Here is a 13,642-nt window from a genome sequence, read left to right as displayed (position 1 = left end):
CTACCCCTGTATTAGCGCATTAATTTTTTCTAACAGAATAGAGTTGTCAAACGGTTTTGAAAGGGCGTCATTGGCGCCCATCGCTTTGGCCTTTTCAAGTTCTACATCATTTAACGCAGACACCACCAAAATCTTAATCGCTTTAAATTCTTCTTTTTCGCGGATAAATGAGATCACTTCAAAGCCATCCATTCCCGGCATGGAAAGATCGAGCGTGATTAAACTTGGTTTAAACTCCGAGATGGCAATGCCTGCCATAAAGCCATCCCCAGCTTCTTGTATCAAATAATCGTTGCCTATCACTCGTCGTATCGCTTTTCTATACTGGGGCTCGTCATCAATGATAAGCACCTTAGCTAAATCCCGTTCTTTATCAGAGTGTAGACCACTTTCTGCGATTTGATAGTCGCTAATAAAGTCTTGCGAAAGGGGGATCTTGTGCTTGTTTAAAAAGGATAAAAAGTCTTCAAGTAAGACACGGTAGTTACCGCGTCCAGGAAGCTTATGACCTTTTAATTCGCCATTGGCAATCCAACGACTCACACTGCGTTGGTGTACGTTACAGTAACTGGCGATTTCGCTTGGTTTAAGTGTTTGCATAGTCTTTTTGCTTTAATTCTCTTACCTATTGGTATAGCACAAGAAAACTAATAAGACAAAAGCGACATAAGAGACAAAGAAAATACAGTATGTTTATGAGCTAAAGGTATCAAGGCGAGGAGCCTTGATACCATCATGGATGTATAAACCTATAACACCATCGCGGCTATCCAGCCAAAGCAGAGTAGTGGGATGTTGAAGTGAATAAATGTAGGCACCACGGAATCCCATATGTGATCGTGCTGGCCGTCGGCATTTAAGCCCGAAGTTGGTCCAAGTGTGGAGTCTGATGCAGGAGAGCCCGCGTCGCCTAGTGCACCTGCGGTTCCCACCAAAGCGGCGGTAGCCATAGCAGAAAAGCCAACTTCTAGAGACAAAGGTACAAATAGCGTGGCAATGATTGGCACGGTTGAAAATGAGCTGCCAATTCCCATGGTAATAAGTAAGCCAACAAGTAAAATCATCGCAGCGGCAAGTGGTTTATTATCGCCAACAAAATCGGCACAGCTTGCTACTAAACTTGCCACATCACCCGTTGCTTTCATGACGGAGGCAAAGCCTTGAGCAGAGATCATGATAAAACCTATCATTGCCATCATCGCCACACCTTTACTGAAAACATCGGAGTTTTGTTCCCATTTAACAATACCAAAGAGGCTAAAAATCATCACGCCAACGAGCCCTCCTAATATCATTGAGCCACTGTTATTTTGTGCAATGAGAGAAGCCAGCACCGCAGCGCCGCCGACAATCATGACTTTAGTTGCTTCTTGGCCTTCCGGTACTGTGTTTGACTGAGTACTTTGCTGTTGACTCACCTCATAAACTCGTTTTTTACGATAAGTAATGAAAACGGCAATCAACAGGCCAATCAGCATACCAAGCGCAGGGATCACCATAGCGTATGGCACGTCGAACTTAACCAATTCTAAACCATTGTCTACAAGGTTTTTATGCAAAATAGAGTAAAGGTAAATGCCACCGAATCCATATGGCAACACCATATAACTGGTCGCTAAGCCAAACGTTAAAATACACGCAATCGCACGGCGGTCTATCGTCAGCTTGTTCAGTACGACTAATAGCGGTGGAATGAGGATAGGAATAAACGCAATATGAACTGGCACAAGGTTTTGCGACGCAATCGAGCAAGCCAAAATGATAACCATTATAAACATGCTTAAAAACGTTGAGCCTCCGCTATCATTGGCATTAACCAATTTGAGCAGCTTTTGCGCGAGGATTTGAGTTAAGCCAGACTTCGAAATAGCAACCGCAAACCCACCTAACATGGCATAGCTTAAGGCTATTTCTGCGCCACCAGATAGCCCATCATTAAAAGCGTTTAAGGTTGTCTTCAAATCTAAACCGGCTACTAAGCCCGCCGCTATTGCACTAACTGTCATGGCGACAATTACATTTATTCTAAAGAGGGTTAACCCCAGCATGAGCAAGACGCCCAAAATAACAGCATTCATACTATTTTTTTGCCTTTCTTTTTATTGATTTATACAACCTCTTCAACTCACCAAGCTCAAGTTTATTAAGTGGTTTTTGTTGATACTGTGACTTTTCAATTAATTGATAAAACTGCCAAAGCGACGTATCTAACTCTGGAAACAACTTACATAACTCAACAATATGTTGTTTCGCCGTAGTGCCACTTAGCTGCCCTTTGAAATCGGACACTATAGCATTGTAATAGACAAGTTCGATAGGGCGTTTATGCCGAGTAAGCTGCTTGCTAAGGTAAAATAGCGCAATTGAGAGCAAAAGCAGCATAAACAGGGAAAATACTCCGGCCCAAAGCTGACCATTACTCCCAAACCACTCTTTAAACAGTGCGCCTTGCTTTTCTTTGTCAAAATTAATGACGACGCGAGTCCACTGATAGTCAAGCTCCTCAAGCTGTAATCGCAACCAATTAATAGATTGCCAATTAGACAACCCAATTAAGCTGTAGCCTAAACCACTTTTGAACTCGCTCGATAATTGTTCTAACTGAGAAAGACTCCCCGTCATGCGCTCTGGGGCAATCCAGGCGGTTGGGTCTAAGCGTTGCCAGCCAATTCCCGGTGTAAAATATTCAACCCAAGCATGTGCGTCATATTGATAAATACTGTAATAGCCTTGATTGTCATTTTTTTCACCACCCAGATAACCAGATACCAAGCGAGCAGGGATATCCGCGCTTCGCAGTAGAAATGCCGCGGCAGAGGCATAGTGACCGCAAAATCCATTAAACGAGCTAAATAGAAAGTCATCAATCCTATCATCAGATTGCGCTATTGTTGGTGTTAAGGTATAGACGAAGCCATTTTGCAAAAAATAGCGCTTCATTAATTCAATGAATTGGCTCGTTGTTGTCGATTGACTGTCCCAATCGCGCGCCAATTGCCTTGCCTGTTGATTAATGCCGTCAGGTAATGCGGTGTTACGCCTATAATACCAAGGCCTTAACGAATCTTGGGGTTCAAAGTCAGTGAAATCGATTTGATACTCGACAGGTTTTGCTGATAGGTTTTTCAAATAGACCGTGCCAAACACGTTACTATTCAACTTAGCGTTTTTCGAATAAGAGTATGACAGGCCGTACAACCAGGGAAGTTGGCTTGGCTGCGCAATAATGGTTGCAGCGCCAATCGGTTCTTTTGGCAACGCTCTGATGTTAGTACCTTGATATTCAGAGACTTTCCATTGCCGTCCGTCAAATTCATCATGAATAATTGCACGCCAATAGAAAGGTCCCGTTTGTTGAGTGTCCTCAAATGACGCCCGAAACACCAAGTCGCTGGACTGAGATAAATTTGCGATATTGAAAGGATCTACATTCTCAGATAACCCTGTTTTTGCTTGATTCTGTGGTGCAGGTAACTGCCAAAAAGCAGGGAGTTTTGGTAAAAAAACGACTAATAAAGTAGCCACAGGCAGCACCAATACCAATCCCTTTGCACTTACCTTAAGCGCAGATTTGAACCTTAGGTTTTGCTCAAGATTAAGCATGATAGCTAAATTAACTGCCAACAAAATTAATACCAAAAACGCAGCAAATATACTTTGTGTAAAAAGAAATAAGCACGGGTAAGTAAAAAAATTCAAAATACATATTTGTGTAAATTGGCGGGCTTGTGTGGCATGCACTTGTTTAAGCAGCGATGCAACCAACATCAAAGCCACAAATACATTCACGCTGTTTTTTAGACCTATTAATGAGGCCGTCGCAATGGCGCCGAGTAAAGTGACCAAGTTAATAAAGCGAATGCTTAACACGCTTGGTTTAGTCACCAACCTCGATGCTTGCCACAGCGTTAAAACGGTACATAACCCGACAAAGCCGATACCAAAATCATCAACAAGAATAATGCTCAGCAGCCATAAAAATAGTGACGTGCTGTAGTACCATTTTGGGAAGCTAGAATTCACTTAATGCCTCCAAGCAACTTAGTTTATGGGTTTCTCCTTGACCGAACGGGATCCTGTTTTGTTGCAGTAACAGGGCATAACTTGTTTGTTGCTTATCGGCGTCAAGCACCATAGTACAGAGTTTACTCAGACGTTCTTCTTTGCTGCCTGAAAGCTTAGAATAATCGAAAATAATACGGTGTAAATCGGCCGACTCCGGTGCATTCTGTTTAATTAACATCTGTTCCGTCTTGGCGTAATGCTTCCAAGAAACGCGGCTTAAACTCATCCCTTTTTGATATTGCGAGAGATGGTCGAACTCAACTGAACGCTCTTTCTGTTGTATGCTTTGGCTAGTATTCGAGGCACTGCCGAAGCTAAACTCTGTGTCTATAACGGGCAATGGAGTAGGGTACACGTAGAAAGCATCGTTTGGTTTTATATACGACCAGGTACGAATAAGGCCAAATGGGAAGTAGCTGAGGATTTTAATTACCCCCGTATCATATACGCCACGAGGTAATTCAGGGGCACTTAGCTCGAGAACTTTTTCATCACTCACTTTGGAAATATGGGTAGCCGTTTGGTTGTATTCACTTGATAGTCTGAGAGATTGGATCTCTGCGCTAGATGAAATACTGAGTCTAATAGATGAACTATATGGGCTAAAATTAGCATTACTTCCCAAATATCGGACATTTGTATTGTTCAAGTTAAAAAAACCTAAAAATAGGGCGGCTATCATCATCACAGCCATAATGTAGGACACTGCAAGGATTAGATTATTCTGATAGTTGATCCCCAATACAAAATTAAGCAAAGCCACAGCGATAAAAAAACCGCCATCCCTGGATGGCAGTATGTAGATATTATTATGAGATAACCGTATTTCTGAGCGTTGATGTCGTTTATAAATATGCTGCTTAACTTTCCGTTTCAAGCGGTTAATCATGCTTAATGTACCGGTACGTTTTGAAAAACCTGTGTCTTAACTTCTGCTTCATTAGTCGTGGTGACGCCAAGTCGATGGGCACAGACTGAAGTGAAAACCGCTTGAACGTCATCAGGTATGACGAAATCTCGACCACTAATAAACGCATATGCACGACTAGCGGCTGCAAGTGCAATGCTAGCTCTTGGCGACAAAGGATCGCTAAATTGACCTGAGCTTCGTGTGTAGTTAACTAAGCGAAGTATGTAATCAATAATAGCGTCACTTAGCACAATGTTAGGCACAACTTGTTGATAGGCTAACAGTGTTTTACCATCGATCACTTGTGGTGCTTGAGTCAGTTTTCTCGCTTTTCCAGCTAATTTAATTAGCTGCGCTTCTGCCATTTCCGAGGGGTATCCCAAGCTTATACGCATAAAAAAGCGGTCTAGTTGTGACTCAGGCAGTGGATGCGTGCCAGATTGATGCTGAGGATTTTGCGTTGCAATCACAAAAAATGGGCTAGGGAGCTCATGGCTTACGCCATCGATGGTTACTTGATGTTCTTCCATGGACTCCAACAACGCGCTTTGAGTTTTTGGACTTGCGCGGTTGATTTCATCGGCCAGTAAAACTTGGCTGAAAATTGGACCAGGATGGAATTCAAAAGACTGATGTTCACGGTTAAAAATAGAAGTGCCGGTAATATCAGCTGGGAGCAGATCGCTAGTAAATTGCACACGACGATATGTCAGACCTAACACATCAGCAAGCGAATGAGATAGCGTTGTCTTACCCATACCTGGTAAATCTTCAATTAGAAGATGGCCGCGACACAAAAGACTGCAGATCGCGAGTTTTATTTGTTCAGGCTTTTCTAAAATAACGGTAGAGAGCGCATCGGTAAGTTTCTTTATTTCTTCATTCATGTAACCAGCTCTAAACGCTTCATTACCGAATCCACTTTATGTGCATTGAAAGGTTTAGCGATAAAGCCCTTAGCACCAAGTTCCCAAGTATTTTGAACATTCTCCATACTATTATGGCCAGAGCACATGATGACATGGGCCACAGGAAAGTTTTCGTTGATGTAGGAAAGAATTTCGGTGCCATCTGTATCGGGAAGCTCAATATCTAAAAAGACAACACTGGGTTGTTTATGCTTTAGTAGCGGCTTTGCGGAATCAAAGTCTTCACAACCATAAACTTCTTCAAACCCTAAGTTCTCCAAAATCTGTGTCAGAAAATCTCTGATCTCAACAGCGTCATCAATTATCAAGATTGGTTCTAGCGGTCTTACAAATTCCATATGTCGATACTTCAAATTACAAATTCAACCACATACTATAAAAAGCGAAACCATAGCTCAATAGAAAATACAGTAAACTTTTTATTAATGTCCGATACCGTCTAGTATTGGACATTAGCAAGATGCTTTATATGGTTTCTCACATAATTCATTGCATCCTATAATTTACGTTATGTTAAATAAAGTAAATTTTAGATGAGGAAAGTCTAATCCCTTATAAAATCAAAGGTTCAGTGTTACTCGTCTGGTTGATTTATAACTATTGCGATATTAGTTGCTTCGAATATGAGTCGTTTTGAAACCAAAAGTATTCAATGGAACACAATGCACTGGGCGAAACTAGAAATCTTAATTGATGTGTCTAGTGAAACCGTTCTCTTCACTGAATAAGTATTTAGAAATATGGGAGACAATAAAGCCACACTGTAACTTGTTGAGGCTTTATTGGCTCGAGTCATGTGGCTGCTTTTAATGAAGCGCTGCGCTAAATGGAATACCTTTGCAAATATCCGCTTCTGCAATGAGAATTTCTTCTAGGCGGTTATCTATCGTTAATTTGTCGAAGTACTCGTAGCCGAGCTCCACAAAGAGGTTTTTGTGTTTTTCTTCTGACTTGGCGATTGCTACATAAAAGTCTTTCTCTTTGCCTTCAGGAAGCGCTTCTGCAACTAAAGAAAAACGCTCATGGCCCCTAGCCTCAATTACTGCGCCGATTAGTAATCTATCAATTAAATATTCGTCAGTGCCTTGGCGGAACAATGCGCGCATTTGCTTTATATAGGGGTCTTTTTGGTCGTTTCCTAATAGCGTTCCACGCTCGGTTAAGATTTTAAGTACCTGTTTAAAGTGGATCATTTCTTCTATTGCGAGATCTGCCATCGCTTTTACTAGCTTGATCCTGTCTGGGTAATGACCAAGCATTGCCATCGCCATTCCGGCTGCTTTTTTTTCTGCAGCGGCATGATCTTGAAGAAAGGTATCAAAGTCGGCTAGGACTTTTTCAGTCCAGCTAAAAGGTGTGTGATATTTTAATTCAAACATAATTCTATCTTGTATATACAGCTTGTGGTGAGTATAACAAACTCAGGCGCTCGAGCGAACTTACATACTAAAGAGCGCTGTGTCTTTATCTGCTTTGCCATTACGTGTCGATTCCACTTTATTGGAGTGTGAAAACCACTTCCATGCAGTTACTTTACCACCAATATTGACATGCGGGATGGTCACTTTTTCTTGAGTCACGCCTATAAATTCGGCAAGCGTTTGCTCGGCATCAGCAGCTGTTAGGTTGACCGTAATAAAAGGAATATGATTCATTTTTGCAAATCTAAGCACCCTATCATGATGCTTGTTATAACAATCCCGCCAATAACCATCGTCTTCAAAATGTTTGTCAAAATCAGGAAAAGTTTCCAAATAACAACGCTTAATCGTGTCGTTAAAGCCCCCTTTTTGTGACAGTAAATTTTCTTTCATTGCCGTCATCAAACGCTTAATTGAGGGAAGCCATTGCTCAAAATCTCGTGTCAAATGTACTATTTTAACTTCAGGATATAAAGCATATAGTTTTTCATAGTCAGCAAAAACGGGCGTGTCAGCAATAAACTCAGCGCAGTCTAACGCTTGCCTTGTGTATGCCGTGTGTGCTGTTTTGTATCCAGCACCTAATGCAGCAATACACAGACTTGTTGTGCCCGTTCGTGGTAAACCCGTTACCAGAAATTTGTGTTTTGTCATAGTTAGATAAAGTAATACACGATGTTAAATGACGCTAAAATAAGTATTACTCCATATGTTGTCGCCATCGCTACTTTTCTGATTGAAAAGTTAGTTTTACCGAGTGCAACATAGTGTGCGACTCGAGAAAACAAAAAAGCAATGCCAAATGCATGAAGCAGATATGGGTTGATTTGTTGAGTTTCGAGTAACAACATCATTAACAGTACGAACGGTGTGTACTCGATAAAATTACCGTGGATCCGTATTGCACTTTGCAGCTCATCGATACCGCCATCTCCTAGCGATACTTTGTGTCTGTGTCTGAGTGATATTATGTTAAAACTGAGTTTAATATAGATTAGTGCCAGCAATGCCGCATATAAACCGGTGATCATAAAAAAGCCCTCCAATGGAGGGCTTAGTGTATAAGTTTAATTAGTTCACAGCCAGTATTACTCAATTAAGTAAACAGCATACACTTCCGCGTTTAATGTAATTGCACCTGTGTTATACGCATTTTTGTATGCGCCTTGATCTGCTTCCATCGCCATTGCTGCAGAGCGCACGTAAGGCTGAACTGGCGTTTGCATTGGTTGGAATGAAACTGAGTACAGTTTTGCCAATTCAACATCAAACTCGCCTGCTAGCTCTTTAGCTGCTTTCTTTGCATCTTTGATGGCGGCTTTTTTGAGGCTTTGCAGATACTTGCCTTCATTTTCAACACCAAATTCCGTGTTATTGAACTGATTGATGCCGCTGTCTACAAACTCTTGAAGTAACTCTGGATATTTTTTAATGTCCTTAAGTTTTACAGTCAGGCTGCGACTTACGCGAAAACCATCAAACTCTTCTTCGTTTGATTCTCGATTGTAGCGTGTCTGTCTGTAGACATTCAGCTGATCTGCGTGAATATCGTCTTCTTTAATATCGAAGCGTTTAGCGATTTCGATGGCCTTAGCCATAATCTTATCGACGTTTTCTTTAGCTGTGGGCAGCGACTTTTGCTTTTCGGTAATGGCAACACGAATAGTTGCGATATCGGGTTGTACTTGAATAAATGAAGTGCCTTTAACATATAAATGCGGCGAGTCAGGCAATGCGCCTGCAAAGCTAAATCCAGATAAACATAATGCCAGTAAGCCAGTTAAAATTCGCATCTTTTGCTCCTAAAATGTGATACCTGCATATTCAAGCATATTTCAATTAACAACTACTGAATTGGATTTCAGGGTAACAAACTTTAACAAAATGAGCAGTTGTCACTTTGCGAAGTAATACGTAGTGCACTCAAATTTTGTGCGTGATTGATAAACAAAATCGCCGCCAATGTGAGTTGGCGGCGATTTCTGTTTTAGCTCAGTAAAAGTAATTAGACGCTACAGCGTTTGTAATTTCTATACTTAGGGAGCCAATAGTTTTTCTCTATCGCTGCCCAAATTGCGTCGTCTTCCATTTCAAGTGCAACGCCCTCTTCCATTGCTTTTTTAGCAACTGCAAAAGCAATGCGCTTACTCAACGGTTCAATTTCAGTTAGTGCTGGTAGTAGGCTACCTTTGCCGGTATTAGCACGTGGTGATGATTCAGCAAGCATTTCGCTAGATACCATCAACATGCTATCTGTAATACGATTCGCTTTAGCTGCAAGTACACCAAGGCCGATCCCTGGGAAGATATAACTGTTATTACATTGCGGTATGATGATTGTTTGCTCACCATGCACTACCGGTTCAAATGGGCTTCCCGTAGCAACAATTGCTTGACCATCAGTCCACTCAATCACATCTTTTGGATGCGCTTCAACCTGGCGTGATGGATTACTTAATGGGAAAATAATTGGCTGTTCGCACCCTGCATGCATCGCACGGATCACTTGCTCTGTGAATAGGCCCGCTTGACCTGATACACCAATTAAGATGTCTGGTTTTGCACAGTGCATTACATCTAATAAAGATGCAAATTCACCACTGTATGTCCAATCCGCAAGGTTTGCTTGTTGTTGAACTAGCGCTTCTTGGAAATCTCTTAGCCCTTCCATGCCTTCCGTCAGAAGGCCAAAACGGTCCACCATAAACACTTGGCTTCTCGCTTGCTCGTCGGTTATTCCTTCTGAAATCATTTGGCTAATAATTTGCTCTGCAATACCACAGCCAGCAGAACCTGCACCAACAAACACTACTTTTTGTTCCGAGAGCTTTGCCCCTTTCACACGGCAAGCGGCTAGTAGCGATCCTGCAGTAACCGCAGCGGTGCCTTGGATATCATCGTTAAAGCTACAAATTTCATCGCGGTAACGTTTCAATAGTGGCATTGCGTTAGGTTGTGCGAAATCTTCAAACTGTAACAGCACATTAGGCCAACGGCGTTTAACCGCTTTAATGAATAGATCTAGGAATTCGTCATATTCAGCTTGGCCGATACGCGGGTGTCTTGCGCCCATGTACATTGGGTCATTGAGTAGCTTCTCGTTGTTTGTCCCTACGTCAAGCATAACAGGCAGCGTGTAAGCTGGGCTGATCCCACCACATACGGTGTAAAGTGCCAGCTTACCGATAGGAATACCCATACCACCAATACCTTGGTCACCAAGGCCTAAAATACGTTCACCATCTGTAACCACGATAACTTTTACTTTGCCTTTAGTGGCATTTCGTAAAATATCATCGATTTGATAGCGGTCTTCATAAGAAATAAACAAACCACGAGAGCTGCGATAGATATCAGAAAACTTCTCACATGCATCACCTACTGTTGGGGTGTAGATGATTGGCATCATTTCTTCCAAATGATCACGTACTAAGCGGTAATACAGCGTTTCATTGTTGTCCTGAATAGCGCGCAGGTAAATGTGCTTGTTTAGGTTGTCGCTAAAGCTTGAATATTGCTGATAACAACGCTCAACTTGCTCTTCAATTGTTTCATAACGAGGAGGAAGTAGTCCAGCTAAGTTGAAATTTTCACGCTCGCGTTGAGAGAATGCACTCCCTTTGTTAAGCAGTGGCGTTTCTAATAGTGTAGGACCTGAATAGGGAATGTAGAGATAATTTGGATCGGTTTGTTTAGTCATATTTACAAGCTTGACACTAATTTTTTAGTCTAAGGGTTCATTATTGTCGAAAAGGATTAAATTACAATGAATTTAGTGCTCATCAGACCATTATTAACGCGCTCCAGAGCACGTTAAACGCATTTTTCTGGAACGCAAAATTATAGCCTAAAAGCACTTAAGAAACCACGGCTTATTCGCTGCTTTCGCCAAGTGCAACACCTTCTCTTCTTGGGTCTGCACCACCGATTAAATGTGTTCCACGAACCTCAATGGCATGTAGTCCAGAGTTTAAGTCGCGGATCTGTACTTCATGGCCTTTTTTCTCTAAGTAAGCCGCTTGTTTTGTCAGCTCTGTGCCTTTTTCCAGCGTTGTATACTTATTGCGATTGGTGATTTTTGGTAAATCAATCGCTGCCTGCACAGATAATCCCCAGTCCAGTACACCAACTAAGGTTTGAGCAACATAGTTGATAATACGGCTGCCACCCGGTGAGCCGACTATCAATTTAAGCGACCCGTCTTTGTTAAATACCATTACGGGTGCCATAGAGCTTCTTGGGCGTTTGTTTGCTTCTACCCGGTTAGCGACCCATTTATCCCCTACTTTTGGGGAAAGCGCAAAGTCGGTTAATTGGTTATTGAGTAAATATCCGTTGACCATCACCGTTGAGCCAAATGCCATTTCAATCGAGCTTGTCATAGAAATGGCATTACCCTCTGCATCTACAATCGACACATGGCTGGTCGAAGGTAATTCATAACTATCATCCATAGCATAAGCGAGTGTGCCCGAAGTTGGGTCGCCTACTGGAAAGTCGTGATTATCCATTTCACCGATAAGTTTGCTACGGCCTAATAGATATTGTTCGTTAAGCAATGCTTTTGCTGGCACTTCAACAAAATCAGGATCAGCAACGTAAAAATCTCTATCGGCAAACGCTAGGCGAGATGCTTGAGTAAAGAGGTGCAAGGCTTCTGGATCATTTGCCTTAAACTTACCTAGGTCGTACGGTTCAAGCAGTTTCATCATTTGCAAAACTGCAATACCACCACTGCTAGGCGGTGCCATAGAGCAAACTTTATATACACGATATTCCGTACAAATAGCGTCTCGAGTTTTGCTCTTATAATGTTCCAAGTCGCTCAGCGCCAATTTGCCAGGTGCGATTTCAGACTTTTGCACAGCTTCTACTAATTGAGTGGCATTTTGCCCTTCATAAAAGGCTTGGATCCCTTGTGTTGCTACTTTGTAGTATAGGTTTGCCAAAGGCAGATTCTTTTTAAGGGTTCCTGGTTGTAGTGCTTTACCATCCGGATAGAAATACTCTTTTGCGGGACTGAGCTTTGTCAAACCTGGGTTAAGTTTTTTCTCAAGCAGCATATTTAAACGTGGAGAGACGATAAATCCGTCTCGAGCTAATTCAATCGCTGGTTTGAATAATTCCTGCCATGGCAGTTTACCGTATTTGTCATGTGCTGATTTAAACGCGTGTAGAATGCCTGGCACACCAACAGAGCGACCGCCCACCACAGCCTCAATCCATCTAACCGCATTACCCGTATCATCTAAAAACAGATCAGGGCCTGCAAGTTTTGGTGCAGTTTCTCTTCCATCAAAACTAATTAATTCATTGCTTTTCTTGTCGTAGTGCAGGATAAAAGCCCCCCACCTACGCCTGAAGATTGCGGCTCAACTAATGTAAGCACGAGTTGAGTCGCTATCATGGCATCAACCGCACTTCCCCCTTTTGAGAGCATCAATTGACCTGCTTTACTCGCATAGGGATTGGCAGCAACGACCATGTACTTTTCTGCGGTGCGTGCTTCTTTAGATTGGAAACCTGTTGCGGCTTCCGGCTCTCTAATTTCGATTTTTTGTTGCTCAGCTAAGGTGTTGGTTGAAAAGCTGAATGCGGCAATCACGGTTAGTGATGCAAGTGTATGTTTCATAATACCCACTTTGCTTACGTCTTATATTTGGCATCATAAAAGCAATTAGGCACAATATGCAAAAATAATAACGTGAAATCGTATGTTTGAACTTCCAACGAACAAAGAATATCTCATTGGCCCTGCGTCTTTGGCGATATTGTCAACAATACTAATGTTGTTCGGGCTTGGCCCACACTTAGATTTTGACAGAAATGCAATTGCTGATGGCGAAATATGGCGTATTTTGAGCGGTCAGTTTACCCATAGCAATTGGTATCACTTGATGTTAAACCTGCTTGGTATCTTATTTATTTGGTTATTACATGCCGAATATACAAGACTAAGAAAATATTGGCTGAATGTACTTTTCCTTGGCCTCTTTACTGGACTCATGATCTTGCTATTTTCGCCAAACATTGTTGTATATACAGGCTTGAGTGGCTTATTACATGGGCTTATCGTATGGGGAGCGCTTGAAGATATTAAGCGGAAGCTAACAACTGGATATCTGTTGTTTATTGGTGTGTGGGCAAAGGTATGTTGGGAGCAATATGCGGGTGCAAGCGCAGATGTAGCTAAGCTGATAGATTCGAGAGTCGCCATTGAAGCACATCTATTTGGTGCAGTTGGTGGTGTGGTTTTAGCTGTTATCTATTTATTTTATAAAACAAAAAAGCCAGCTTAAGCTGGCTTTTTATCCACT

The 13,642-nt window shown here is 42.0% G+C and carries 12 protein-coding genes and 1 pseudogene; 1 reads left to right on the top strand and 12 read right to left on the bottom strand.

Features of this window, described 5'->3' with window-relative positions:
* From CTT31_RS09025 to ggt, 12 genes and pseudogenes are all read right to left on the bottom strand, one after another.
* Entirely contained in the window at positions 1-600 is a 600-nt protein-coding gene (locus tag CTT31_RS09025) for a response regulator (protein ID WP_010372839.1), read from the bottom strand.
* Between the two features lie 149 nt (positions 601-749).
* The gene (locus tag CTT31_RS09020) at positions 750-2,078 is read right to left on the bottom strand and encodes a Na+/H+ antiporter family protein (RefSeq protein WP_211857547.1); all 1,329 of its coding nucleotides are present in this window, start codon (positions 2,076-2,078) and stop codon (positions 750-752) included.
* A 1-nt stretch (position 2,079) separates the two neighbouring features.
* Positions 2,080-4,023 carry a transglutaminase TgpA family protein gene (locus tag CTT31_RS09015; RefSeq protein WP_260491125.1) on the bottom strand — a complete coding sequence of 648 codons (1,944 nt, stop codon included), beginning with the start codon at positions 4,021-4,023 and terminating at the stop codon, positions 2,080-2,082.
* Entirely contained in the window at positions 4,013-4,942 is a 930-nt protein-coding gene (locus tag CTT31_RS09010) for a DUF58 domain-containing protein (RefSeq protein WP_260491124.1), read from the bottom strand. Before CTT31_RS09010 ends, CTT31_RS09015 begins: the two co-directional genes overlap by 11 nt.
* Before the next feature lie 14 nt (positions 4,943-4,956).
* Positions 4,957-5,862 carry an AAA family ATPase gene (locus CTT31_RS09005; RefSeq protein ID WP_193522447.1) on the bottom strand — a complete coding sequence of 302 codons (906 nt, stop codon included), beginning with the start codon at positions 5,860-5,862 and terminating at the stop codon, positions 4,957-4,959.
* Positions 5,859-6,242 carry a response regulator gene (locus CTT31_RS09000; RefSeq protein WP_010372856.1) on the bottom strand — a complete coding sequence of 128 codons (384 nt, stop codon included), beginning with the start codon at positions 6,240-6,242 and terminating at the stop codon, positions 5,859-5,861. Before CTT31_RS09000 ends, CTT31_RS09005 begins: the two co-directional genes overlap by 4 nt.
* Positions 6,243-6,710: 468 nt before the next feature.
* On the bottom strand, positions 6,711-7,283 hold the full coding sequence (locus CTT31_RS08995) for a tRNA-(ms[2]io[6]A)-hydroxylase (protein ID WP_039495868.1): 573 nt from the start codon (positions 7,281-7,283) through the stop codon (positions 6,711-6,713).
* 60 nt (positions 7,284-7,343) lie between these two features.
* Positions 7,344-7,979 carry a sulfotransferase family protein gene (locus CTT31_RS08990; protein WP_260491123.1) on the bottom strand — a complete coding sequence of 212 codons (636 nt, stop codon included), beginning with the start codon at positions 7,977-7,979 and terminating at the stop codon, positions 7,344-7,346.
* A 2-nt stretch (positions 7,980-7,981) separates the two neighbouring features.
* Positions 7,982-8,356 (bottom strand): MAPEG family protein, encoded by a 375-nt coding sequence (locus CTT31_RS08985; RefSeq protein WP_045963764.1) that lies wholly within the window; start codon positions 8,354-8,356, stop codon positions 7,982-7,984.
* A gap of 57 nt (positions 8,357-8,413) precedes the next feature.
* Positions 8,414-9,118, bottom strand: a complete 705-nt coding sequence (locus CTT31_RS08980; RefSeq protein ID WP_039495865.1) for an SIMPL domain-containing protein — start codon at positions 9,116-9,118, stop codon at positions 8,414-8,416.
* Between the two features lie 212 nt (positions 9,119-9,330).
* Entirely contained in the window at positions 9,331-11,025 is a 1,695-nt protein-coding gene (locus CTT31_RS08975) for an NAD-dependent malic enzyme (RefSeq protein ID WP_039495863.1), read from the bottom strand.
* Positions 11,026-11,197: 172 nt separating this feature from the next.
* Positions 11,198-12,957: pseudogene (ggt, locus tag CTT31_RS08970) on the bottom strand (gamma-glutamyltransferase).
* A gap of 82 nt (positions 12,958-13,039) precedes the next feature.
* Here ggt and rrtA point away from each other — a divergent pair.
* Positions 13,040-13,624, top strand: coding sequence for a rhombosortase (gene rrtA / locus CTT31_RS08965; RefSeq protein WP_222243414.1), 585 nt, complete (start codon positions 13,040-13,042; stop codon positions 13,622-13,624).
* The last annotated feature ends 18 nt before the right edge of the window (positions 13,625-13,642 follow it).

The sequence above is a fragment of the Pseudoalteromonas maricaloris genome, from assembly GCF_024746855.1.
Classification (GTDB): Bacteria; Pseudomonadota; Gammaproteobacteria; order Enterobacterales; family Alteromonadaceae; genus Pseudoalteromonas; species Pseudoalteromonas maricaloris.
This window is presented reverse-complemented; position numbering and strand designations above follow the sequence as displayed.

Coding starts and splice junctions, on each gene's coding strand:
- CTT31_RS09025 (WP_010372839.1), bottom strand. CDS start 600: ATGCAAACACTTAAACCAAGCGAAATCGCCAGTTACTGTAACGTACAC.
- CTT31_RS09020 (WP_211857547.1), bottom strand. CDS start 2,078: ATGAATGCTGTTATTTTGGGCGTCTTGCTCATGCTGGGGTTAACCCTC.
- CTT31_RS09005 (WP_193522447.1), bottom strand. CDS start 5,862: ATGAATGAAGAAATAAAGAAACTTACCGATGCGCTCTCTACCGTTATT.
- CTT31_RS09000 (WP_010372856.1), bottom strand. CDS start 6,242: ATGGAATTTGTAAGACCGCTAGAACCAATCTTGATAATTGATGACGCT.
- CTT31_RS08995 (WP_039495868.1), bottom strand. CDS start 7,283: ATGTTTGAATTAAAATATCACACACCTTTTAGCTGGACTGAAAAAGTC.
- CTT31_RS08990 (WP_260491123.1), bottom strand. CDS start 7,979: ATGACAAAACACAAATTTCTGGTAACGGGTTTACCACGAACGGGCACA.
- CTT31_RS08985 (WP_045963764.1), bottom strand. CDS start 8,356: ATGATCACCGGTTTATATGCGGCATTGCTGGCACTAATCTATATTAAA.
- CTT31_RS08980 (WP_039495865.1), bottom strand. CDS start 9,118: ATGCGAATTTTAACTGGCTTACTGGCATTATGTTTATCTGGATTTAGC.
- CTT31_RS08975 (WP_039495863.1), bottom strand. CDS start 11,025: ATGACTAAACAAACCGATCCAAATTATCTCTACATTCCCTATTCAGGT.
- rrtA (WP_222243414.1), top strand. CDS start 13,040: ATGTTTGAACTTCCAACGAACAAAGAATATCTCATTGGCCCTGCGTCT.